Origin of the sequence: Candidatus Vicinibacter proximus, assembly GCA_016713905.1 — a bacterium.
Lineage (GTDB): Bacteria > Bacteroidota > Bacteroidia > Chitinophagales > Saprospiraceae > Vicinibacter > Vicinibacter proximus.
The window spans coordinates 236,206-260,460 of the sequence record JADJOE010000001.1; the positions used below are offsets into that span (position 1 = coordinate 236,206).

Below are 24,255 nucleotides of genomic sequence, written 5' to 3' on the forward strand. Positions count from 1 at the left end.
AATTCACCATATGTCTCTTCAATCAGAATTTAATGATTATAGAAGTAAAATGAATGAGGTAATTCTTGCCCAAGATAACTTACCTCTTAAAAGGTTTTTTTCTTTAGATCATCAAATGTATCAGGAGGGTTCTCTACCAGTTAAAACAAAAGAGTTTTTAGGTTTGGTTGCTTCGATGGTTTTAAGATGTGATGATTGCATTAAATATCACCTGGGTAAATGTCACGAACTTGAGGCCACCACAGAAGAAATATACGAGGTCTTTGCTATTGCAAATATGGTCGGTGGATCAATTTGTATTCCCCACACTCGCCGCGCGGCTGAATATTGGGAGGAATTGCTTCAAAATAAATAAACTTTGTTTACTTATTAGATTTTACTCCTTTGCTAAATTTCTTTAGCCGCTTCAGCCTTGAAGCCAAGGTCCTCTGGTCTTTTCAAATAAAAAAGCCCAAATTTGCACGGCGCAAATTCAGGCTCTTTCGACTAAGGTCTCAAAATAAGAAAACTACGATCTTTATCTAAAATGCAAAAGCATAATGAATTCCATTGTCAATTTACTTTTGGGCAAAACCAAAAATTAACTTGTCATCTATAACTTAGAAGATAAAACTGAGAGGTGTCAATAACGTTTAGAGACACTGCCTCCGGGATTTGCTGTAAAATTATAATACATATTTTAGAAAATCAAATATTTGATCTAAAATATTTAAATTTTTTTTATATATAATAATTTGATGTGTATCGAAATTGGAGGAAAAAATTAAAATTAAATTCATATTTGGTTGATATATAATTGTTTATATAATATTAATGCTTCTATGTCAAAAGGCTTGCTTGTCAATACACTATGTAGGCATCTGGAAAATCCTTGTTAGTTATCCTCTACCTTTGTATCTTTGGGGCCCCTTCATACCCGGGTGGTGGAATTGGTAGACACGTACGTTTGAGGGGCGTATGCCGTAAGGCTTGCAGGTTCAAGTCCTGTTCCGGGTACTCCTTTTTAGTACTTTAATTTAATTCAATCAAAAATGGACGCCCTTTCTATTTAATTATAGGTATTCAATTACCACCTTTGCTTAATCTCATGGATTAATAGAAATAAATTCCTTTTACGTGTTATTTTCACGGTATTAAATAATTTACCCCTTATATGCATTGGGTTTCGTGATGAAAGGCAAAAGACCAATAAAGACAAATGCTTCCATGAATGGACAATCTTTTATTACCTTCAAACTAATGAACCAAAGCTCATTAAGTGCTTGAATCCAGCCCGCATTTATCGGGTAGGAAGGAAAGCGGTATAAAAGGTATTTGAAGGTATTTTAACCTGAAATATAAATTCTAATGCATAAAATGGATTTAACATAACATCTTATATGAAAAATTTAATTTACTTCTTTTCACTTATTTTTTTTCTTTCTTCTTGCACCAATATTAATAAAATCATCGAAAGTGGCAATTACGATGATGCCATTAGCCGACTTACATCTAAGCTTACTGGTAAAAAAAAGAAAAGCAGAGAAAATGTGGTGAATTTGGAGTTTGCTTTTAAGAAAGCCCAGGAAAGAGATTTAGCTGCCGAAGCTGAGTATTTAATGGATGATGACGAAAATAAATGGGAAAAAATCTATGCAATTCATACAAGAATTGAAAATCGGCAAAGACTCGTTGAAGGCCTTCTACCTCTAATTTCAGAAGACGGTTACAAAGCTGGATTTAAATTCATCAACACCTCAGAAAGAAAGAAAGAGTCTAAAGCAAATTCTGCTGAATATTATTACAAATCTTCTCAAAAATTATTGGAAGAAAGCAAGTTGAATAAAGATAAACAAGCAGCCATTGAAGCATATTCACTTTTAAATAAAATATCCCAATTATACAGTAATTATAAAGATGTAAGCCAACTTAAAAAGCTTGCTATTGAGCTAGGCACAAAACATTTCTTGGTTAAAATAATCAACAATACATTGAATGTAATGCCTGTACAAATGGAGCGAGATTTACTCAGCATTGCCGTAGATGACCTTAATAAAAACTGGAAACATTTCGATATGAAGGAAAACCCTTTAACAGAATATGATTACCATATAATACTAAATCTAACCAATCTGCAATTTAGTCCTGAAAAAGAAAAAAGTAGAATCTATGAAGATGTCTTTGAAGAGGAAATTGAAGACGTGGTTACTGACAGTAAAGGTAGACCTGTTTTGGACTCTGTCGGAAAAGAAAAAAAATTTAAGATTAGAAATAAATATACTTCCACTTTGGAAGAGGTTGTCCAATATAAATCTTCCTTGTTGACTGGTAGATTAGAATGGATACATCAACTTAGTAAAAATGTGGAATTTTCTAGACCTCTTTCTGTTGAGGTGGTTTTTGAAAATAAATTTGCTAAACTCATTAAAGGGGATAGAGACCATTTAAGTGAAGAGGCGAGAAGAAAAATCAAATCACATGTTATGCCTTTTCCTTCAAATGAAACACTGCTGTTTGATACAGGTGAAAAACTAAAAACGTTGGTTAAAGATTACATTTACCAAAGAGAACGTGAATAGTCTTCAATTATTAATTAACCTATGATGTGCATCTACCAATGGAAAAAGTCTATGTGACGGCCAACTTTGACGAAGGGTATAATAAGCTCAATGAGGCTCAAAAAATTGCAGTTGAAACTACAGAAGGACCCGTAATGGTAATCGCTGGTCCAGGTACTGGAAAAACACAAATACTTTCTTACAGGATTGGAACAATTTTATTAAGAAACTTGGTAGAAGCGAAGAACATCCTTTGTCTTACTTATACAGATTCGGGAGTCACTGCTATGCGTAAAAGACTGACTTCGTTAATTGGACCACTCTCCTACGAGGTTGGAATATTTACCTTCCATGCCTTTTGTCATAGAATCATAAGTGATAATCCAGAATCTTTTCATTTATATGGAGACCATAGTGTTGCAGATGATCTGGACATTATAGAATGTTTAGAAGAATTGTTATCTTCTCTTCCACCTGATAACAGGTTGTTTTCATACAAGGAAAATTTTGCACAGACCATAAAAAATCTTAAAAAACTATTTTCTGACATAAAGAGAGAACATTGGTCTCCCGATGAAATGATTATAAATATCCAACAAAGAATTGCGGATTTGAAAAATGACCCTGAATTTACGTATAAAAGAAAATCCGGTAATAATCAAAAAGGAGATATTAAAGTCGAAGCTCTGGAAAAAGAAAAAGTCAGTTTATTAAAAACAATTGATGCCATTAAGCTCTTTGAAAAGTATCAAAAAGCTTTAAATAATAAGAATCTTTATGATTATGATGATCTGATACTGTGGGTTATTGGTAAGTTTTCAACTGATGATGAATTTCTTGGCATCTATCAGGAAAAATATCAATACATTCTGGTAGATGAGTATCAGGATACAAACGGATCCCAAAATGAGCTTTTAAACCTGTTATGCTCCTATTGGGAGCAACCCAATATATTTGTAGTAGGTGATGACGACCAGGCTATTTATCGTTTCCAGGGAGCGAATCTGGAAAATATGCTTTCATTTAAAAATAAGTACAACCCTGAAGTTATTCTTCTTACTAACAATTATCGGTCATCGCAATTCATCCTTGATTTGGCTGGTCATTCAATTAAATCCAATTTAGATCGCTTAATTAATGAAATTCCAAATCTCAGCAAAGACCTTCTTTCCTCAGGTGAAAATAAAAATGTTGCTACTCTTCCAAAAATCGTTGAGTATTCTGATAATTATTCAGAATTTATAGATGTGATAAACCAAATTGAAAACTTAACTTTTTCTAAAAAAGTAAATTATAAAGAAATTGCAGTACTTGTAAGGAAAAATAAGGAAATCTCAAATTACAGTTTAATTCTTCAGAAAAAAGGAATTCCATTTAAGGCAAGCTTTGATATTAATGCAATTCAAGAACCAATAATTATAACATTGTTGGAAATTATGAAGTATCTTCATCAAGAAACAATAAATCCATTTTCTTCAGATCATCTGCTCTATAAAATTCTTCACCAACCCTTCGTTTCATCTTCTTCCCTTGATATTGCCAGAATTTCATGGCATCTAAATCAATTAGATAAAAATTTGGAAATTAATCATTCCTCAAACGAATATTTAAATATATCTTCTTTAAGACTTTTATTATCTGATTCTGATCGCTTAACGACTTGTGGCATTTCTTACCCAGAAAAAATCCTCGAATTCTCAAACGCTTTAGAAAGTATTATAAAGGAAATAAATTCACTTACATTACAAGTGCTTGTTGAAAAAATTCTCTACTCTCTCAAGATTTTACCCTATATCCTCGAATCCCCAGAAAGAGACACCCAACTTCAAATTGTAAATGGCTTTTTTGATTTTCTAAAAGATCAATCTGTTAAAAATCCCGAAATTGATCTAGACAAATTTCTCAAACTAATTGATAGAATTGTACACCACCAATTGTCCATCCCTGTAACTCTCTTTACTGGAGCTGAAGATGGTGTCTATTTAAGTACTCTCCATAAATCAAAAGGCTTGGAATTTCAATATGTATTTATGGTAAATAACACCAAAAATAATTGGCGAGCTAAAAACGAATCTGGTTTTAAATTGGTCGAACCTTTTCGAAGGTTAAATAAATTAGAGCATGAAGATGAAAGAAGACTTTTTTATGTAGGAATTACCCGAGCTAAAAATTTTATTCAAATTTCATATCCTGTACATTCTCTTTCAGGAAAATCTCTAGAACCTTGTCTTTACATTGCAGAACTATTAGAATTTAAAGAAATAGAAAAAATCAATAAATCCATTGAAACATCTGACTTTATTAGCGGAATCGAGCAGAGAATAACCTATTTCAATAAACCATTTGTACAAATTGATGAAAACTATTATAAAATATTTCTAGACCGTTTTGAGTTAGCGTCAACTGCACTAAATACATATTTGGAATGTCCTCTTAAATTTTACTATGAAAAAGTTTTACGCATACCTGGTGCTCGATCTGCACCAATGGGTTTTGGAAATGCGATTCATAAAGCCCTTGAAAACTTTTTTAAAAACCGTACTTTAGATCCGAATGGGCCTGATATAGATCTTCTATTAAATCATTTTAATAAAGCAATGCTGGCTCATCGTTCACATTTTACTTCCCGTGAATTTCAAAATTATCTGGAAGAAGGTAAAAAGTCATTGACAGGATTTATTAATCAACATTATAACAATTGGCTGGATATTACTAAAATGGAACCAGAATATGATTTTAGAAACCGAACCTACAGAAATGTCCCAATAATAGGTAATATAGATAGGGTTGATCATTATCCAACAAATATTAAGGTCGTAGATTACAAGACTGGTAACGCCAATAGTATACGAGATCATATCAAAAGACCATCTGAGAAAAATCCATTCGGTGGAACATATTGGCGACAATTGATTTTCTATTCAATATTAATGGACACCGAGTCTCAATTTAACGGCAAAATGAGTTCCGGGTTAATTTATTATGTAAATCCTGACAATTATGGCAAATATCTATTTTCTGAAATTTTTCCTAGCACTGAAGATAAATTATTAGTTGGAAATCTAATAGTTGACACATACGCAAAAATCCAAAATAAACAATTTTTTCCTGGATGTCAAAAACCAGAATGTGTATGGTGCAATTTTTATACAAGCGGTGCACTAAGCCAAAATGACGATATAGAAGAAAGTTAAATCTTTTTCTTTTAACTTATAAGGTTGAGGTTAATAGCAAATCCAAATTTGTATATTTTAAGTTTAAATGCCTGCTTAAATATTCATTAGTCAAACATCCCTTATAAGTATAAATGCCATTCCTTAACCCTCGGTTTTGGTATAAAATTTCTTCAATACTTCCTGTTTCTCCTGCCTTTTGTAAAATTGGTGTAATTATATTGCTAATTGCGGTTGATGCGGTTCTGGATACTTTGGAAGCAATGTTTGGAACTCCATAATGTATCACCCCATGAACTACTCTTGTAGGAGATTCATGTGTCGTTATTTCACTGGTTTCAAAACAACCGCCTTGATCTACAGATACATCGATAATTACAGAACCTGGCTTCATTTGCATAACCATATCTTCTGTGACAACAATTGGTGTTCTGCCGGTTTTTGAATGAATTGCTCCAATAACTACTTCAGCAGAAACAAGTTGTTGTAATAGCGACACTGGATTAAGTGATGATGTATAAAGTGGGGCTCCTATCCTGCTTTGAATTCTTGTCAATTTATGAATTTCATCATCAAATATACGAACGGACGCTCCCAGAGCTAACGCTGCCCGAGTAGCATATTCAGCAACAACACCGGCCCCCAGAATTAAGACCTTTGCAGGTGGAACTCCTGAAATACCTCCTAAAAGTACTCCTCTTCCTTTGTGTGTATTGGTTAAAAGCTCTGCTGCTGTATGAATAACAGCTAATCCCGCGATCTCGCTCATAACCCTAACTAATGGAAAGCTACCATCTTCTGCCTGGAGATATTCCATGGCTAACGCTGTAACCCTCTTTTGTCTTAATGCCTGTATGTATTCAGTATTTGCGACAGGAAGATAAAGTGGTGAAATTAGGATTTGGTTAGGACGAAAAAATTGCAACTCTTCCACATTAGGCGGAGCGACTTTCAATACAATATCCGCTTGAAACACCTCCTTTGAGCTGTAACATATTTCTGCTCCGGCTTCCGAATAATTATGATCTGAAAAATTAGAACGCTCTCCAGCACCGGATTCCACTAAAATATGATGGCCCCTGGCTACCAGATTATGCACTGAATGTGGAACTAATGCAACTCTGTTTTCATGTGGAAAAGTTTCCTTTGGAATTCCTATTTTAAGTACCCGATTTGCTTTGGCAAAATCTTTCATCTCAACTTTTGTCTGATAAAAGTTTTTCTCTACCGTAAAAAATACTTGTTTGCTCATTTATTCGGCTTCAAGATATATCTTCTGGTTTGATTATCCAAGAGTTCTATATGTATTTCTTGAAATGAGTTCTTCACCAATAGTGGATAAATTATATCTGCCCATTCAATAATTACGAGATCCGTCCCTTCCAAAATTTCCTCAATACCTATTTCAAGTGCATCTTTGATATGACCTAGTCTATAAAGGTCAATATGGTAAACTCTCTTGCCTGAAACTAAATTTTCATTACTTGTATATTCATTAATGATAGAATAACTGGGACTTGTAACTTCATCTTTTAGACCTAAAAATATACCCATTCGTTTCACCAAAGTTGTTTTTCCTGACCCCATTTGCCCAGATAACAACCAGATTCTTTTTGTTTGAAGTTGCTTTAAAAGTGAGGGTACAATTGAATTTAAATCCTGTTCTGTACTTATATACTCCATTCTAAATGCAAATCTACAAAAGCCATCTTTTCTTTTAATGGCTAATGAAATTTATTTTTTCGCTTGTTTACATTTAATGTACTGTTTTACATTTTAAAAAACATTAAGTGTATTTTTGAAAATTAAGTTTTATTTCTATAGTTTATATAAGATTGGTTAAAACTGATCTACAAATATTTTTTTACCCAAAATCTGTCCATCTAAAATTAATTATTAAACCCAAACTAATAAATAAACAAGTCAGGTAAAACTTATTCTAATAAAGTATTTTGTATTGAAGATTTACATTGTATAATATTTTCAATCGATTCTTCAAATTTTAAAATTAGTGGCTGCCACATATGTATTATAATTTGTATATTAAAACCCTAATGAAATTTATCTACATTCAAAGTTTGAGATATTGAGATTTTCCGATCTTTTGACTATATAAATCATATTTACAACTCATTCTATTTCATATTAAATCAAAGTTATAAATTTACCTCCTTGAAATTAAATGGTTAAAAAATAAATCTGATTCCTCTAATTTGATAGATTTTCAATTTATTATATTTAAACAATAATGAATTTGATTTGCGTACGGTTTTTAATTTCACACAACCATTGAATTATAGATATTTTGTTGACATATATTGCAACTCAAAAATCTATCTAATTTATATTGTACCAAAATGGATTTTTAAATGATTCTAAAACGAAAATGAGTCCTCGGCAATATCACATATTTTGTATGGGTAAATTTTGAACATCAAAGTATAGTTTTAAATACAATAATGATTGGATTTCTATACTTGATGTGTAGTAAAAAAATTCTAACTCCTATAATGTATTATTTTTTACTTTCTTGCCTTTTGTAAGAAAAGCTGATGAGCGTTTTTTCTACTTTTTGTATGTTTTTTCCACTATTATTGGGTAGAACATATTTAGTAGAATTGCCTTATTTTCATTACCTTTGCACGTTAATAAAAATATATATATGTCTCAGAAAGGAGGAGAATACAGTGCTAGTAGCATTCAGGCTTTAGAAGGATTGGAAGCGGTGAGAAAACGACCTGGAATGTATATTGGAAGTACGGATTCCAAGGGTTTACATCACCTTGTTTGGGAGGTCATAGATAATTCTATTGACGAACATTTGGCTGGACACTGTACACACATTCAAGTAACAATTGAAAAGGATAATTCAATTACCGTTAGCGATAATGGAAGAGGAATTCCTGTTGATATGCATGAAAAGCTGCAAAAATCAGCTTTGGAAGTGGTTATGACTGTTCTTCATGCTGGTGGTAAATTTGACAAAGATTCTTATAAGGTTTCGGGAGGACTTCACGGAGTTGGGGTCTCTTGTGTAAATGCTCTTTCTTCTCATGTTCGGGTTGAAGTCAGAAGAGATGGAAAAGTATATATGCAGGAATATGAAAGAGGAAAACCTTTGGCTGATGTTCAAGTTATAGGAGAAAGTTCTGATCGGGGCACAAAAGTAACCTTTAAACCTGATTCGGAAATTTTCGAGAGTTTGGTCTACGATTATGATACTTTAGCGCATCGCTTAAGAGAACTTTCTTTTTTAAATAGTGGGTTGTATATCTATCTGCAAGATGAAAGAGAGGAATTACCTAAAAATGAATTATTTTTTTCTGAAGGGGGATTAAAAGAATTTGCGCTGTATTTGGATAGAACAAGAACCCCTCTTTGTGAAGAACCTATTTTTGTAAAAGGGAAAGAAGAAAACATTGAAGTTGAAGTCGCCCTCCAATACAATACTGGATATCAAGAAAATGTATTTTCCTATGTAAATAACATCAACACCAGGGAAGGAGGAACACATGTAAGTGGTTTTAGAAGAGCTTTAGCCAGGGTATTCAAGCAATATGGTGACGATAATGGCATGTTTTCTAAACTAAAAGTTGAAATTAGTGGCGAGGATTTTCGGGAAGGTTTGACGGGAATTGTTTCTGTAAAAGTTCCTGAACCTCAATTTAAGGGTCAAACAAAAGGAGAATTGGGTAACTCTGAGGTTGTTGGTGTCGTATCAAGAGTGGTTGGAGATGCCTTAATTACTTTTTTAGAAGAAAACCCGAAAGAGGCTCGTAAAATAATTGATAAAGTTATTTTGGCTGCCACTGCAAGGGAAGCTGCCAGAAAAGCTAGGGAAATGGTCCAGCGAAAAAATGTACTGAGTGGTGGCGGGCTACCAGGCAAGTTGGCTGATTGCTCCTCCAGGGTTCCATCAGAATGTGAATTATTTCTAGTCGAGGGAGATTCCGCAGGTGGAACAGCAAAACAAGGTAGAAATCGACATTTTCAGGCAATTTTACCTTTAAGGGGTAAAATTCTCAATGTCGAAAAGGCAATGGAACATAAAATTTATGAAAATGAAGAAATCAAGAATATGTTTACCGCCCTTGGAGTGTTTCGACAGGAAAATGAAGAAGGCGATATCGTATTAAATACCAGCAAATTAAGATACCACAAAATAGTAATCATGTGCGACGCTGATGTTGATGGTTCGCACATTACAACCCTTATCCTTACTTTCTTTTATCGGTATATGAATGAAATCATTGAAAATGGGCACCTTTTTATAGCAAGACCACCTCTTTACTTAGTTAAAAAGGGAAAGGAAGCCAAATATGCTTGGAATGAAAAGGAAAGAAAAGAAATCTCTCTTGAACTAGGTAAAGGAAAAGAGGATAGTGTTCAGATTCAGCGCTATAAAGGTTTGGGTGAAATGAATGCTGAACAATTATGGGAAACTACCATGGATCCTGCCAGAAGAATTCTTTCAAAAGTTAATATTGAAAATGCAACTTTAGCTGGGGATCGGTTCACGATGCTTATGGGTGATGACGTACCTCCCAGAAGACAGTTTATTGAAGAACATGCCCACTATGCAAAAATTGATATTTAATTTTTTATATCTGTGTTATTTTTTCTTTACCAAGTTTTGGGGTTTTTCTTACAAGGAAATAAATATTTTTAATAGATGATTCCTTGTCCATTTAGGAATGGTGAAAAACCTTGAAAACAAATCCATGTCTCTTTCTGTCGCTAGTTCAAAATCCTTTAACTGGTTTGATTTATTCATCAAAGTTTTTTGTACCAAAACGAATGGAAATTTAATGGACTTTATGATTACAATTTTAGTCTTCCATAAAAACTGAATCTTCTGTTTTAATTAATCGACATTACATTTAGATTAATCCAAATATATTTAATATAGATCAATGCCTTTTTGTGTTATTAATTGGGCATTAAAGATGAACTAGGTAAAACAAATAAAATGCGCTGGATTAATAATTTTCAGATATTTTATTGGTTACTTTTAGACAGTAAACAATAAAAACACTGATCCTTCTATTGGTTTGAATTCATTCTTACCAAACGTACTGTTTTTTATTCATCAACAGAGCTTCCCCAACAAATGTTTGATCGTTGGAGGTGAGGTCAAAAATGGAACAATCATATAAAACCCTATGCTTTTCAGGAAATATTTCTTTAACAGTAATAATGGCAACATATTCCTGATCAACAAACATGGGCTTTAACCATTGCATGGTTTGCTTCATATATATATGACCGTCCGCCATCCATAAAACACCAAAAATCTTTGTAAACACAGCTCCTCCAAGAAATCCATGAATAATATTTCTGCCAAAAACACTATTTGCTCCGGCAATAGGGTCTATATGAAGTGGATTCATATCTCCAGAAACCTTTGCAAAAGTATCCACATCAGACTGTGTGTATTTAAAATTATGCTTGAATTGATCTCCTATTTGTAACATCTTAACTTTAATTAATATTTTATTGACACGCGGTTTGGCACCTTTTGACTTAATTTTGCGTTGCAATATTAGAGATATTTTTTTTATACAAATAATTAAATCATGGAAAAGTCCAACAGATCTTCAGACCTTATTGACAATGTAATTGACACTCACGCAAAAGCCGTAGATCAAATTGTAGAAAATTCTAAAAAGCTTACAAAAGATCTACCTTTGGTAAACGAGACAATCGATAAATCTCATAAATTGTTCCAGCAATCGGTCTCTTCACAAAAAGAATTGGCCAGAAAAGCCTCCGAAACCTTCGAAAAAACTAACAAACAAATGAATGACAACGCAGAAATGGCTCAGAATTTTTTTAAGCAATGGCTTGAAAATCAAATGACATGGGCTAAAACTACTTTTAACCAGCCAAATAGTGCTGCTTTTAATTCTGATCCAAAAGATTGGATGGCAAACTGGCAAAAACTAATGGGGCAGAATGCTAATCCTTTCGCTTCCATGTTTAATGGAAACCCTTTCTTCTCTATGATGCCTAATAACCCATTCATGAATATGAATTCAATACAAAACAACATGAATGAAAACATCAATTCTTGGAGTCAGTTTACAAAACAGTATCTTGAAATGATGAATCATTCATATAACGATTGGGTAAAGCAATTTTCAAATTTAACTGCTGCCGATACGTTCAAGGGTATGAACAATATGACGGAAAGTCTGAATAAGTTCTTTGAACTATGGATGCCAATGTTTAAATCAATCCAAGACAAAACGTTTACTGCTGAGTCTTTTATGAATTCTTTGAATCCAGAAAAATACAAATCTTTTGTGGACAGTTTCTTCAAATTTATGCCGGAAGAAGGTCAAAAGATGATGGAGCAAATGAATACACAATTTGTTCAGTATATGAAAAATATGGCTGAATCTGGATTTAGTGGTTATTCCTCCATGAAAAACCAGATGCAGCAAATTCCTGGAATGAACCAGAATCCTTATTCTAATGCTTGGGATATGTATCACAATTGGAGAAATGCGATCAATGAAGCAGTTTCTCCTTTGACGAAACTTACCAACGAAAACGGCCCGACTAAAAATATCAAAATCTGGAATGACATTAACGACCTGATGGTGGAATTCAATATCAAAAATAATGAACTCCAGTACCTTGTATATCAAAATGGTCTTAAGGTCATGGATAAGCTTTCAGATAAAGTTGCAAATCAGTTGAAAGAAGGCAAAACAATTGATAGTTTCGTGAAATTGTATCAGGATTGGTTGGTTACAGGGGATGAGGTTTTCACCGAATTATTCAATGGCGACCAGTATAGCAAATTGATGACTGAAGTCAGCAGTCTTCAAATGAGACTTAAAAAGGACATTGATGATCAAATGGAAAGTATGTTCTTGGTAAATTTGCCAATAGCGACTAGAACGGAGATGGATGAAGTGTATAAGAGTATTTATGATCTAAAGAAAATGTACAGAAATCTTGAAAAGATGTTCAGTGCGGAAAAAACTGAACAAGAAAAGATTGTACCTGAAAACAAGTCATCCAAGAAAAAGTAAAATGAATTAAAGTTTTATAAGCCTGGTTTTATAGCCAGGCTTTTTTATTTTTGCCACCCACATAAAACAAAATATATGATAAATACTAATTCCGTTTTTGGAGAGTTTATTGAAATTGGTGAAAAATTAAAAAAAGGATACAATACGCTTAAATCAATAGAAAGTGTTGAAGTAGCTACAACACCTAAAGAGCTAGTTTGGTCTTGTGATAAAGTTCAAATGTTTCATTATATCAGAGAAACTCCGGCCAAATGTAAAATCCCCGTTTTAGTTTCTTTTGCCATCATGAACAGACATGATGTTCTTGACCTTCAACCCGACCGAAGCCTAATGAAGAAATTGTTGGATGAGGGGCTTGACATATATATCATGGATTGGGGTTATCCTAGTAAGGCAGATCGTTTCCTTTCAATGGAGGATTATATTCTCGGATATATGGACGATGCTATTGATTTTATTAGAAAATCCCATAAAATTGACAAAATCCATAAAATGGGAATTTGCCAAGGTGGGTTATTCAGTATGATTTATGCGTCAATTTTCCCAGAAAAACTCAAATCACTAACAACTTACGTAGCCCCTTATGATTTTAAGAACGCTAATTGTAATATGTTGTTTAAATGGACAAAATATGTGGATGTAGACACTATGGTCAATACCCAGGGAATAATTAGTGCTGATATGCTTAACAATGCCTTCAGTATGCTGAAACCAAGTATGGATATTGCAAAGTTTTTTGGCGTGCTTGAAATGATGGATGATCGGGAAAAGTTGATGAATTTTTTAAGAATGGAAAAATGGAAAAATGACTGTCCTGATTTAAGTGGAGAAATGTACAGAAAATATATTAAAGATCTTTTCAGAGATAACAAACTCGTAAATGGTCAATTTGAGTTGGATGGTAAGATTGTAGACTTAAAAAACATGACGGTTCCGTTTTTAAATGTATATGCAACGGAAGATAATATTATTCCAAACGAATCTACTATTTCTGTAATGGATAAAATTGGTAGTAATGACAAGCAACTTTATGCTTTCCCAGGTGGACATATCGGCGTGTTCGTTGGTGCTAAATCTCAAAAGGAACTTGCGCCTAGCGTAGCTAAATGGGTGATTGAACGTTCTTAATAAATATTTTTTTAATTGTAAAAAGCCGCTTAAAATTCCTTTTAAGCGGCTTTTTAAATAGAGCTTAATGCCTGCCCCAAACTTCAACTATTGCCTGTTTGTTTCGATAATTCTTAGTGTCATACCACAAGACTATCTTCTTGATGACCCTTTTATTACCTTCAAGATCAATTACCCTACTTTCAGACCCTGCCTTAAATTCTTCTTTAAGTTCAATAGCCTGTTCCGTCCCATCACCATAGACCACCACACACCTGTGCATATTTATTCCGGATCTTTTTACCCTAATCTGTATAGACTTGAATAATCCATCATTTCCTCCTACCAAAATTTCATCTCTGTCAAGATTAAATTTTGCTGCTTTAGTCCCTAAAAGTTCCCATTTAGGCTGCATAACAACACTTACATTCTTTTCTGGAAAGGCTCCCAATGATTTTGATCCTAGGAAAACACCTAAGAGCACCAAGTAAATTTGAATTTGTTTTTGCATATTTTTTTCTCTTTTGACTCCTACTTTTATGAAAGGTTTAAAAAATTAAACTGGAGAAATTAGAGTTTGACCTCTTTTATGAATATTTAGCTCCCAATCTACTACTCCGGATATGTTTTATAAGAGAATATTTTTTTCCCTTTTTTTAATTGGTTAATTGATTTAAGCGATTCTTTGCTTCTTATAAGAGCAATTATATAGGTTCCAAATAATGTCAAAACAGCAACTAAAAAAGCTGATGTATAAATCCATTCAAGTATCAAAGAGGAATTGGGATAAATGGGCTTAATAAAAAGAGAAGAACAAATTGCCAAAGAAATTGTAATGATTAATAAAAGTATTACCAATGCGATAGGCTTTTTCAATTTTGAAAGATTCTTCGACAATATTAATGAAAAAAGTTTTTCCCTTATATTCACATTTTCGGAATTCATCCTGTTAAGTTCAGAATACAAATTCATGGCCTTTTCTGTTTCTCTTTGGCTAATGAATAGCTGCGCTTTCAATTCAAGTATTTCGGAATAAATTCTTTTATGGTTTTCTTCAAAAGTTTCTTGGTTTAATATTTCTTGTACAAGATTGTCTGCCAGATTTTGAAAGTACTTTGTTCTTTCAAGGAAAAATAAAGCTTTTAGATATACCATTTTTATTTCCACAGATTCTTCAAAAGGTAATTGATCTATTTCCTTAGAATAACGTGCAAAGAAAGAAACATGATCATAATATGACTTTACAGGAATATTCCTGAATCTTTCAAATATCCGCGAATGTGGAACCTTATCTTTTGGTAGACTAGTCATTTGTAATTGGATATAATATAGGTCTTGATGGCACCGCATCTAATGATAAAGGAGCCATATGTAAAAATAATATATTTTCTCCATCAGGAAATTCATTTGGAATATAGACCAATTCTGTAATGGTGCATGAATTTGCTCTTTCCCCTTTCCAAAAAGTTCTATGAGACAATAAACTTCCACCATCCTCTTCTCTATCAACGGAGGGAAAATCAACGAATAAATGTTTTATACCCTTTTGAACTATATATTCCATAGCATCTACAGAGAGGTAAACTGGGTTTGTTCCTGAATAGTGCTTTGTTTTTTTAAATTCTGTATTTGGTAATGTCCTGATTGTTAATGTCTCCGAAACAACATCTCCTAATAATTGTTCTAGAGTAAATCTTTCAATGACTAAATCCCCATCATCCCGTTTTGTTGGGTAAACAGAACATAAGTGGTTTTTAAAAATATACTTTTTTAAAATTTCATTGACAGAAATGAAATCTTTTGTGATATGTCCTACACATTCCGTATGCGTACCATTTCCGTGAACATTTAGTTTTACATTGCTAAAATTTACAGGCCCACCCTCCTTTACTGATCCAACAAATGATCCCATTTTTACTGGATTGCTTTCAAAAAATGGAGCATAAAAGCAGTTCACCTGTTCAACACCTTCTTTAAAGGAAATAGAAATATCCACCCCTTGGTCAAGGTCAATTTTTATACCCCCTTCTATGGATATTTTGCTAATCTCTTTTATCATTTTAATTTCTTTGGTCAAGGCCCCAGTTCAATTTTGTATGAATGGTTTTTAGAAAACTAACTGGCTGCAATTGTATTAGGCGAACATTATACTCGCATTTTCGAATTGCCAACTGGTGTCCGGAATGAATTATTTCTTTACGTGAGTCTAGTGTACACAAAAAGTTTTCTGATCGGCCTTCAACCTCAAAGGATAATACCGAATGGTCTGGTATCACAATTGGTCTCACATTAAGGTTATGAGGCGCAACCGGAGTAATTACCAGACTTGAAGAATCTGGAAAAATTATTGGTCCTCCACAAGAAAGAGAATACCCTGTAGAACCTGTAGGAGATGCTACAATTAGTCCATCCGCCCAATAAGAGTTAAGAAAATCACCATTAATATAGGTATGAATAGTAATCATTGAAGAATTGTCCCTTTTTAGGATGGTAAAATCATTCAATGCGATCGGAATTTCTCCAAAAAGGTTTTCATTGCTGTCTAACTTTAATAGGCTTCTTTCCTCAATCTCATAACTTCCAGTAACCAGTTGATATACAGCATCCGGAATTAATTTTTTTTCAATACTTGCTAAGAATCCTAGCCTTCCCATATTTATACCTAAGATCGGAACTTTACTGTCTCTTACCAGAGTCACTGCCTGTAAAATTGTTCCATCTCCACCCAAACTCAATAAACACGCCGGCTTAATATTCAGAATATCCGTATAAGTAGACCAGGTCCTATCTTTATATCTATCCTGTAATTCCTTGGGTAATTCCTCTAAATACTCCTGATATATCCAAAAAGCTGTTTTGTTTTCATTCAGTTGAACTAATAGACCAAGTAAATGGGTAAGATCTTCTACTTTTATCTTCTGTCCGAATATTAAAATTTTTGTCAAAAGGCTGATTTTGTGTGGATAAAAATACCCATTTCTTTTAAATGATTAACAGAATAATTTAGTTGAATCTTTAAAGTGTTATTCAATAAAATATCTATTCCTGTTGTGATACTGTAAAGATACTTATTAGAAAGTGGATTATATTCACTATAAAATGGATCCCTAATATACCCGACATTAAAGTTTGCTTTTATATCAACTATTGCATCAAGTTTTATCTTTGGTTCTGAACGCAGAGGTTTAAATATTCCTTTTTTAAATCTAATCAACTCCAGGTACACTCCATATGTACTATAAAAATAATCCAAACCATCAATTACATAGTATTCATATCCTTCTATCTGATTTTGATATCCTAAAGATCTATATAAGTTAAACGCAGGTTTCTTTCGTGTGATACCGTGACCTGCTGTCAAAAATAAAACTGATCTGGTCTTCCTATTTAGTCTTTTTGCAACCAATGCTGCTTCTGAGATGGTGAACAAATTTTGTTCATTTCTGAAACCAATCCCTGTCTTAATTAAACCACAAAATAATCTCATTCCGGCATTGGGTCGACTGACGTTATCTATTGATGAATATTGTCCTTCCAAATTAATTTTGAAAAATTCCTGCGTTGTATTTCCAGACAACAAATAGTCTGGATTTAAAAATCCGATTGACGAATGAATTACATTCTTATTAAAACCCAAAATAACCCTATAAGTAAACAGCCTGTTGGGTCTCCATAAAAACTCTGTATACGCCTCTGATCTATACAACAATATTTCTTTTTCATTTTTATAAAATATTGCTTCGTTTTTTCTTGTCACATAATTCACCTCATGAAAAGTTTGATATAAACCTCCCATTTTAAGTCCAATATTATATCTTTTACTGACATATGGATATTCATAACTTAATTCATGTTTATCAGTATATCCTGTGTGATACAATACTTTTAATTTATCTTTTCGTCCTGTTAAATTATAGTGATAAAGTTTTAAACCGATGTTTGTTCTTTTCAAAGAATGGTCAAATGTATTCCACCAGACATTAAAATTTCTATCTGCCAATTCAAAAATTATTGCAGGAAAAACCAACCAATTTTCTCTAACAAATATTTGAAAACTAATATTGCAATGACCAGTTAATTCAACCACATATTTCACATCTACTGTAGAAAACAAATTTGTTCTAATTAAATCCGTTTCAATCTCTCTAACTTTTTGATCTAAATTATTTAATAATATTGTCTCACCTTTCAAAATCCTTGTTTCCAATATTAAAACCCAGGTCTTTGTTTTTTCTAAACCTGTGAATGTAATTGTATCTATAACCAAAGTGTCACAACTTGAAATCTGGTTTATTTGAGGATAAACCATGGTGGGGCTAATTAATAATAAAAAAATTATTAAATGCCTATACATTTAGAAAGTGCATAAATTCATCATACCTATCTTTAAATAGATCTACATAAACTCCATCCGAAAAGACACTTTTTATTTCAATTTCATGTCTGTAAAAATGGTTTATGATCGCCTGTGGATCTTCTTTATTGATTCTCAAGGTGACAAGTATTTCATTTTCATCAGAGGGTTCTGTGATAAAACTACTCAAAATTATTCCATTATGCTCTTCCACAATTTGTGACAACAGGACCAATGAATAATCCAGTCTTCTTATGGATAACACAAGAACACTTCCTGGTTCCTGCGTAGAAAAGTTTTGACAGAAATATCGAATCAAGTCTGGCTTTGTAACACAACCAATATACGAATTATCTAAATTTACAATTGGCAAACAACTTATTTCGTTTTTCAACATCATTGACCATAATCGAATAAATTGATCTTCTGGTTTAGCTGCTGCAATTGAAAATATATTTCTTTCTGTTATTTCTAGTTCGGGTTTATTTTCATGTAATAAATTTGCATTGATGAGTCCAATATATTTTCCCTGCGAGACGACAGGTATATGACTAATTTGGTTTTCCTGCATATACTGTAGTGCTGTGTTTTTTGCACCGCCTAGTTTTAGCGGAATTATTTGACTAGAAATTAAATTATTATTGATCATTTAAAAGGATCATTTATTCTTTTCTCAAAGTAACTTCCATAACCACCCTTGTTTTCAACCACAACCTGCTCTTTACTTCGACTTAGTTCTAAAACTTGTTCCTGCTCGGTTTTGTTCAGACTTTCCAAAATTTCCGGACTTAGTCTGAATTGATTGGTTCGAAATGCTTCAAATTCTGGCATAACTCTGATGAAAGATAAAGATTCATGGGTCATAATTTTATCGAAATCACTAAACCCCAAAGAAGTCGCCTCATCCAAATGTTTAAAAGCTTCCTTTGCTTTTTCGCTTAGTGAATAGGCACATGCTATATTAAAATGCGTTGATGTATCGCTGGAATTAAGGTCTAAGGCTAACTTAAATTCTTCAATAGCGCCCTTCAAGTCATAGTTTTTAAATTTTTTTATACCACTCTGCTTGTGAGATTCACTTTTCTTTTTACTTTTATATAAATCAAAATATCCTCTTCTGCTTTTTTGTGTAGTATTCTCATCTTCATCTAACAAAATATATCTTCCTTGACGAGAACTTTGTTCCTTTGTTTGATCCCTTCTATTCCCATATCTGTCCCTGAAATTGTGACTATTGTATCTACGATCAAACTCATTTTGGTCCATCATCAGTAACCTGTATGCATCATACCATCCTATTAATGTAGATAGAGGAAAATTCAATATCTTGAAAAAGCTCATCCAGAAATAAATACCTATGTATAATAATCCCAATTCTGGTTGCCTTAGATAAAATCTGTGCACTCCAAACCCTCCAGCCATAATTGCTAATAAAACCGCAACCCATTTATTTTTCATCCTTATAGAATTTAAAAACTAAAATTGCTATATCATCAGGAACCTCCTGATCCTCTCTAAATTTTAACACCTCATCCATCACACTTCCTGCTGTCTGCTCGGCATTTAACATTTTGTTTTCCAAGATATGCCTTTTAAGCATTTCTGTATTATAATTTTTGCCAGACCTGTTCTTTATATCGACCAATCCATCTGTAAAAGCTATGAGTGTTACATCTTCATCCAATCGTACGATTCCTTCATTAATTTCTGGAAGATTTTCAAAATGTCCAATTATTGTTGTGGTGGCTTTTAACTCCGTGGTTTCTTTTCCTTTTATCAACAATGGAGGAATGTGACCGGCATTGACATAATAAAGCATATTTTGTTTGATATCTGCAATGGCGATAAAAAAGGTGAGATATTTTTCACCCTTTGTCATCCTAGAAACGGTTTGATTCAATGCTATTACCAATGTCTCAAGATCTCTATATTGCTGTCCAAGATTTTGTACCAAAGCTTGAAAATTAGCCATTATCATAGCTGCAGCCATCCCCTTTCCTGAAACATCTGCGATACAAAAAAGAATTTTGTTTTCGGAAAATTTTATAAAATCAATATAATCTCCTCCTACTTTATAATGCGGTCGGTAAACATTGGCCAATTGATATTGTGTCCCACTTGGCATTTTTGCTGGTATCAACATTTGCGTCACCTCATTGGCAAACTCCATTTCCTTTTCTTGAACGATTTGTCCTCTTACAAGAATTTTATTTTCTATGGCTACTGCTATAATATTAGTTATTGATGTAATAAACTGAATGTTATTGAACACATCTTCACTTCTCTTTACGCCACTTATTAGTGAATATGCAATTGGCTGCTTTTTATGATAAACAGGAATGATAAATTCAAATTCTTGAAGTCTTGGATCATCTTGAGGTTTTATAGTGTGTAGTCTGGTAAATTGCAAAAACAAATTAGGGAGTTCATCAATTTTTACATCAGGATTAATATTAAACTCCACACATAAATTCCATGAATTATTTTCTCTGATAAAAAGAGCTATTTTTTCAATACTTAGTTCCCAGGTTAAGAAATTTTTATACATATTAAAAAGATCTTCCTGTGGTAAATTCTCATTGATAGCCTGGGTTATATTAAGCAAAGAGGTAATTTGAAGTTGTTTAAGGCTCAACTCATTTTGCATTTTGGTTAATATGCCTTGCTCTCTGTTCATTCCCTTATTTAACAGCTATTTTAACGTCAAACTTGTCTCTTAAATGATTGGTTACTAATTGAAAAGATAGAATTAACAAAATTACAACAATAGCAGGAATTAATGCTTGTATTATCTTTCCACTAAAAATCAGAGAATATTGTTCCTGCATTATATTTCCCAAAGTTGGAATTGGTGGTTGCAGACCTAGACCTAAAAAAGATAACCCAGACTCTAATAATATTGCCAAAGCAAAATTGGCAGATAGTTGTATCCAAATCGGACCAGTAATGTTTGGAAAAATATGATTGACAAGTATTCTGATGTTGGTGAATCCAAGGGCTTTTCCTGCAAGTACAAAATTTGTTTGCTTAAATGCCATAACTTGTCCTCTTACTAGTCTGGCTAAATCTCCCCACATAGTAAGTCCAATTGCAATAAAAATTGACCAAAAATTTTTACCAAATACCAATAAAATTATAAATGCAAGTAAGACTGTAGGTAGAGACCAAAATATGCTTATTATAAAAGATATTACAAAATCACAAATACCACCAAAGTAACCTGAAATGGCTCCCAAAAGCGTACCTATTATAGCGGACAAAAAAACGGAGGCAAATCCTATTAATAAGGTATATCTGAGTCCAATGATAATTCTACTGTAAATATCCCTACCATACTTATCTGTACCTAATACAAATGTTCTACTAACAGTATTTTCATCCCCCTTTTTCGCAAGTGTTGGTTTTACAAAAGAATTGTCACCATGCATCCATTTTTTGATTATGTTTCGTTTTTCACTATTGCCTTTGGGTAAAAACCATGCCACAAAGCCGGGATTTTTCAAAGCTATTTCAGGTATCTGAGTATTGTTATTTTCGGTGTAATCCGTACAAATTAAATATCCTAAGAAGCCACAAATTATAGCAATGCATAAGTAAATTGTTGCAAAGTAATATAGAACATTAGAAGACTTTAAAGAATACTTATTCTTCATAGTTTTTTGTTATTTAGGTGTCTTGTTCTATCTCTTTCTGTTTTTTTTATAATATTATTATGGAATGCTTTATCAAGATCAATATTCATCTGATTTGCAAGACAAAAGCATACAAAAAATATGTCCGTTAACTCATCTTCTATTTTCTCCGAAGGATTATCTTTTTCTTCAGAATTTTTAAATGACTGTTCTCCATAAACTCTTGCCATATATCTTGCAAGCTCTCCAACTTCTTCCATCAAAAGTGCAAGATTTGTCATTTCTTTAAAATAACCTTTACCATAGGTCTTTATCCATGTATTTACTATATCTTGATATTTCTTCACTATTCTCGATTTTTAGAATCCATAATAATAGTTACTGGTCCTTCATTCGTTAGTCTTATTTGCATAGTTGCTCCAAATATACCGGTTCTTATTTTACCTGGCAGTTTATCTTTTGCTTGATTACAAAAGTAATTATATAATTTTTCTCCTATTTCAGGCTTTGCAGCCAAACTAAATCCTGGCCTGTTCCCCTTTTTGGTGCTTGCAAATAATGTAAACTGGCTTATGAGTAATATTTCTCCTTCAATTTCTTCAATATTCAAATTCATTTTGTTCTCGCGGTCTGAAAAAATTCGCAATTGAAGCAATTTGGAAATAAGCCAATTGACATCTGTTTCATCATCACTTATTCCGATTCCAATTAACACACATAAGCCATTTCCTATTTTGGTGTGCATTTTACTATCCACGCTAAGTATAGCCTCTGAAACTCTTTGAATTATTATCCTCATATTTTAAAATAGTTCTTGACTTATATTGTCTTCTATTCTTAATCTTAAGTTTAGATTTTTAAAAATTTAAACATAGTGTTTTTAATTAATGTCTACTTTATTCTTAATCAATGGTGGAAAAATTAAAATATCCACATTTACTCACAAATCTTTAACACGGTTTATACAAGGATAAATTAATTTCAATTATATATAAAAAAGTAAAATATTTAAGACATTGATCAGTAAATGTGCTTAGGAGAAATCATAATTTTTTAACATTTTTTTACCCAAAGTTTTTAACATTTATTTTTTTTAACAATATAATTTAATAAATCTATGTACCTGATTTACAATAATATTAAGATTGAAATTATTGTGTATTTTTTTGTTTAAAACTGAAAAATTGAATTTTTTGCACATATTAACATTAATCATTGTATTGTCTTTTTTTTTTAATTCATTTAAAATAATTAAGATTATGAAGATTAAAAAAAACTAATAAAATGTGCTTGTTTTATTTCAATTTTGAACCATGTTTGGAAAAGTACAAAGTAAGGCTGTTAGGATTTGGTTATTCTTTGGACTGTTGATGGTTTTCATTCAGGTCTTTTTGGGTGGCGTAACAAGATTAACCGGTTCAGGTTTAAGCATTACAAAATGGGATATTGTAACTGGGGTTGTTATTCCTTTTACCGAAAATGCTTGGCTTGAAGTTTTTGAACTTTATAAGAAAACCCCACAATATCAAAAGATTAATCAAGGTATTACAATAGAAGATTTTAAATATATTTTTTGGTGGGAATATCTTCATAGACTTTGGGCGCGACTGATGGGATTTGTATTCATAGTTCCTTTTTTACTTTTTTGGCGAAGGAAATTGTTAGACTCGTGGTTAATTAAAGATCTATTGATTGTTTTATTATTAGCTGCATTTGTGGCTTCTCTTGGGTGGATAATGGTGGCAAGTGGATTAATTAACAGACCGTGGGTAAATGCTTATAAATTATCATTTCACTTGTGTGCTGCTCTTTTGCTTATTGGATATTTACTTTGGACGACATTGAAAGCTGTTTACGGAATGGATGATAAATTTGACAATCGAAATAATTATTGGTTTTATTTATCATTACCTGTATTTTTCTTTCTCCAAGTATTTTTAGGTGGGTTAATGAGTGGAATGAAGGCTGCTCTGGTTGCTCCCACTTGGCCAGATATAAATGGTAGTATGATCCCAAGTGAAGTACTTGCTATTAAAGATTACATTTCATTTATGTTTAATGATTATGAATCAAATCATGGAAGTGCATTTATTGTGCAATTTTTACACAGATCTTTGGCTTATATAATTTTATTTATAATATTTAGTCTTCTGGTTTTGCAAAAGGTAAAGTACGGCGTTATAGATAGTAAAATTATGGTTCTGTTTGTTGTTACTACCATGCAAGGTGTACTTGGAGTTTTAACATTGATTTATTCAATAGGTAGTTTACCAATAGAATTTGCAGTATCCCATCAAATGCTAGGAATTGTTTGTTTTGGTTTAAGTGTATTCTGTTTGTATAACAAACGTTATTTAGCATAATGGGAGATTGAAGGAATCATTTTGAATAAAACAGCAAACTGTTTAA

Annotated in this window: 21 protein-coding genes and 1 tRNA gene; 8 read left to right on the forward strand and 14 right to left on the reverse strand. The window is 32.5% G+C overall.

Going from position 1 to position 24,255, the window contains the following annotated elements; translation table 11 throughout:
• Positions 1-10: 10 nt before the first annotated feature.
• The 4 genes from IPJ83_00925 (at position 11) to IPJ83_00940 (ending at position 5,731) form a co-directional block, all read left to right on the forward strand.
• On the forward strand, positions 11-355 hold the full coding sequence (locus tag IPJ83_00925; protein ID MBK7879111.1) for a carboxymuconolactone decarboxylase family protein: 345 nt from the start codon (positions 11-13) through the stop codon (positions 353-355).
• Positions 356-914: 559 nt separating this feature from the next.
• Positions 915-996: transfer RNA gene (locus IPJ83_00930), tRNA-Leu, on the forward strand.
• A 383-nt stretch (positions 997-1,379) separates the two neighbouring features.
• On the forward strand, positions 1,380-2,558 hold the full coding sequence (locus IPJ83_00935; protein MBK7879112.1) for a hypothetical protein: 1,179 nt from the start codon (positions 1,380-1,382) through the stop codon (positions 2,556-2,558).
• A 38-nt stretch (positions 2,559-2,596) separates the two neighbouring features.
• On the forward strand, positions 2,597-5,731 hold the full coding sequence (locus IPJ83_00940) for an ATP-dependent helicase (GenBank protein MBK7879113.1): 3,135 nt from the start codon (positions 2,597-2,599) through the stop codon (positions 5,729-5,731).
• Between the two features lie 16 nt (positions 5,732-5,747).
• Here IPJ83_00940 and IPJ83_00945 read toward each other — a convergent pair whose 3' ends face one another.
• The gene (locus tag IPJ83_00945) at positions 5,748-6,905 is read right to left on the reverse strand and encodes an alanine dehydrogenase (GenBank protein ID MBK7879114.1); all 1,158 of its coding nucleotides are present in this window, start codon (positions 6,903-6,905) and stop codon (positions 5,748-5,750) included.
• 53 nt (positions 6,906-6,958) lie between these two features.
• Complete coding sequence (tsaE, locus tag IPJ83_00950) at positions 6,959-7,393, reverse strand: tRNA (adenosine(37)-N6)-threonylcarbamoyltransferase complex ATPase subunit type 1 TsaE (GenBank protein ID MBK7879115.1); 435 nt, start codon at positions 7,391-7,393, stop codon at positions 6,959-6,961.
• A 979-nt stretch (positions 7,394-8,372) separates the two neighbouring features.
• On the opposite strand from tsaE, the gene gyrB reads away from it, so the two are divergent.
• Positions 8,373-10,307, forward strand: a complete 1,935-nt coding sequence (gene gyrB, locus IPJ83_00955; GenBank protein MBK7879116.1) for a DNA topoisomerase (ATP-hydrolyzing) subunit B — start codon at positions 8,373-8,375, stop codon at positions 10,305-10,307.
• A gap of 466 nt (positions 10,308-10,773) precedes the next feature.
• Here gyrB and IPJ83_00960 read toward each other — a convergent pair whose 3' ends face one another.
• Positions 10,774-11,184, reverse strand: coding sequence for a MaoC family dehydratase (locus IPJ83_00960; protein MBK7879117.1), 411 nt, complete (start codon positions 11,182-11,184; stop codon positions 10,774-10,776).
• A gap of 102 nt (positions 11,185-11,286) precedes the next feature.
• On the opposite strand from IPJ83_00960, the gene IPJ83_00965 reads away from it, so the two are divergent.
• Positions 11,287-12,753, forward strand: a complete 1,467-nt coding sequence (locus IPJ83_00965; protein ID MBK7879118.1) for a hypothetical protein — start codon at positions 11,287-11,289, stop codon at positions 12,751-12,753.
• Between the two features lie 75 nt (positions 12,754-12,828).
• The gene (phaC, locus tag IPJ83_00970) at positions 12,829-13,881 is read left to right on the forward strand and encodes a class III poly(R)-hydroxyalkanoic acid synthase subunit PhaC (protein ID MBK7879119.1); all 1,053 of its coding nucleotides are present in this window, start codon (positions 12,829-12,831) and stop codon (positions 13,879-13,881) included.
• Positions 13,882-13,945: 64 nt separating this feature from the next.
• Here phaC and IPJ83_00975 read toward each other — a convergent pair whose 3' ends face one another.
• The 11 genes from IPJ83_00975 to IPJ83_01025 all read right to left on the reverse strand — a co-directional run bounded on the left by IPJ83_00975 (position 13,946) and on the right by IPJ83_01025 (position 22,645).
• Positions 13,946-14,371, reverse strand: a complete 426-nt coding sequence (locus IPJ83_00975; protein ID MBK7879120.1) for a DUF2541 family protein — start codon at positions 14,369-14,371, stop codon at positions 13,946-13,948.
• A 101-nt stretch (positions 14,372-14,472) separates the two neighbouring features.
• Positions 14,473-15,171: a hypothetical protein gene (locus tag IPJ83_00980; GenBank protein ID MBK7879121.1), complete on the reverse strand. Its 699-nt coding sequence runs from the start codon at positions 15,169-15,171 to the stop codon at positions 14,473-14,475.
• Positions 15,164-15,937: a cyclase family protein gene (locus IPJ83_00985; GenBank protein ID MBK7879122.1), complete on the reverse strand. Its 774-nt coding sequence runs from the start codon at positions 15,935-15,937 to the stop codon at positions 15,164-15,166. Before IPJ83_00985 ends, IPJ83_00980 begins: the two co-directional genes overlap by 8 nt.
• Entirely contained in the window at positions 15,921-16,796 is an 876-nt protein-coding gene (locus IPJ83_00990) for an NAD kinase (GenBank protein MBK7879123.1), read from the reverse strand. The genes IPJ83_00985 and IPJ83_00990 overlap by 17 nt, the downstream gene beginning before the upstream one ends.
• Positions 16,797-16,801: 5 nt before the next feature.
• Complete coding sequence (locus IPJ83_00995) at positions 16,802-18,169, reverse strand: hypothetical protein (protein MBK7879124.1); 1,368 nt, start codon at positions 18,167-18,169, stop codon at positions 16,802-16,804.
• A 37-nt stretch (positions 18,170-18,206) separates the two neighbouring features.
• Positions 18,207-18,863 (reverse strand): CBS domain-containing protein, encoded by a 657-nt coding sequence (locus IPJ83_01000; protein ID MBK7879125.1) that lies wholly within the window; start codon positions 18,861-18,863, stop codon positions 18,207-18,209.
• On the reverse strand, positions 18,860-19,672 hold the full coding sequence (locus IPJ83_01005; GenBank protein MBK7879126.1) for an NINE protein: 813 nt from the start codon (positions 19,670-19,672) through the stop codon (positions 18,860-18,862). Before IPJ83_01005 ends, IPJ83_01000 begins: the two co-directional genes overlap by 4 nt.
• Complete coding sequence (locus tag IPJ83_01010) at positions 19,662-20,891, reverse strand: SpoIIE family protein phosphatase (protein ID MBK7879127.1); 1,230 nt, start codon at positions 20,889-20,891, stop codon at positions 19,662-19,664. The genes IPJ83_01005 and IPJ83_01010 overlap by 11 nt, the downstream gene beginning before the upstream one ends.
• A 4-nt stretch (positions 20,892-20,895) precedes the next feature.
• The gene (locus IPJ83_01015; protein MBK7879128.1) at positions 20,896-21,642 is read right to left on the reverse strand and encodes an ABC transporter permease; all 747 of its coding nucleotides are present in this window, start codon (positions 21,640-21,642) and stop codon (positions 20,896-20,898) included.
• A gap of 221 nt (positions 21,643-21,863) precedes the next feature.
• Positions 21,864-22,127, reverse strand: coding sequence for a pyrophosphatase (locus IPJ83_01020; GenBank protein ID MBK7879129.1), 264 nt, complete (start codon positions 22,125-22,127; stop codon positions 21,864-21,866).
• A 65-nt stretch (positions 22,128-22,192) separates the two neighbouring features.
• Positions 22,193-22,645, reverse strand: coding sequence for a D-tyrosyl-tRNA(Tyr) deacylase (locus tag IPJ83_01025; protein MBK7879130.1), 453 nt, complete (start codon positions 22,643-22,645; stop codon positions 22,193-22,195).
• 514 nt (positions 22,646-23,159) lie between these two features.
• Between IPJ83_01025 and IPJ83_01030 the strand changes: the two genes are divergently transcribed.
• A complete protein-coding gene (locus IPJ83_01030; protein MBK7879131.1) occupies positions 23,160-24,209 on the forward strand; it encodes a COX15/CtaA family protein in 1,050 nt (349 codons plus the stop codon).
• Positions 24,210-24,255 lie beyond the last annotated feature (46 nt).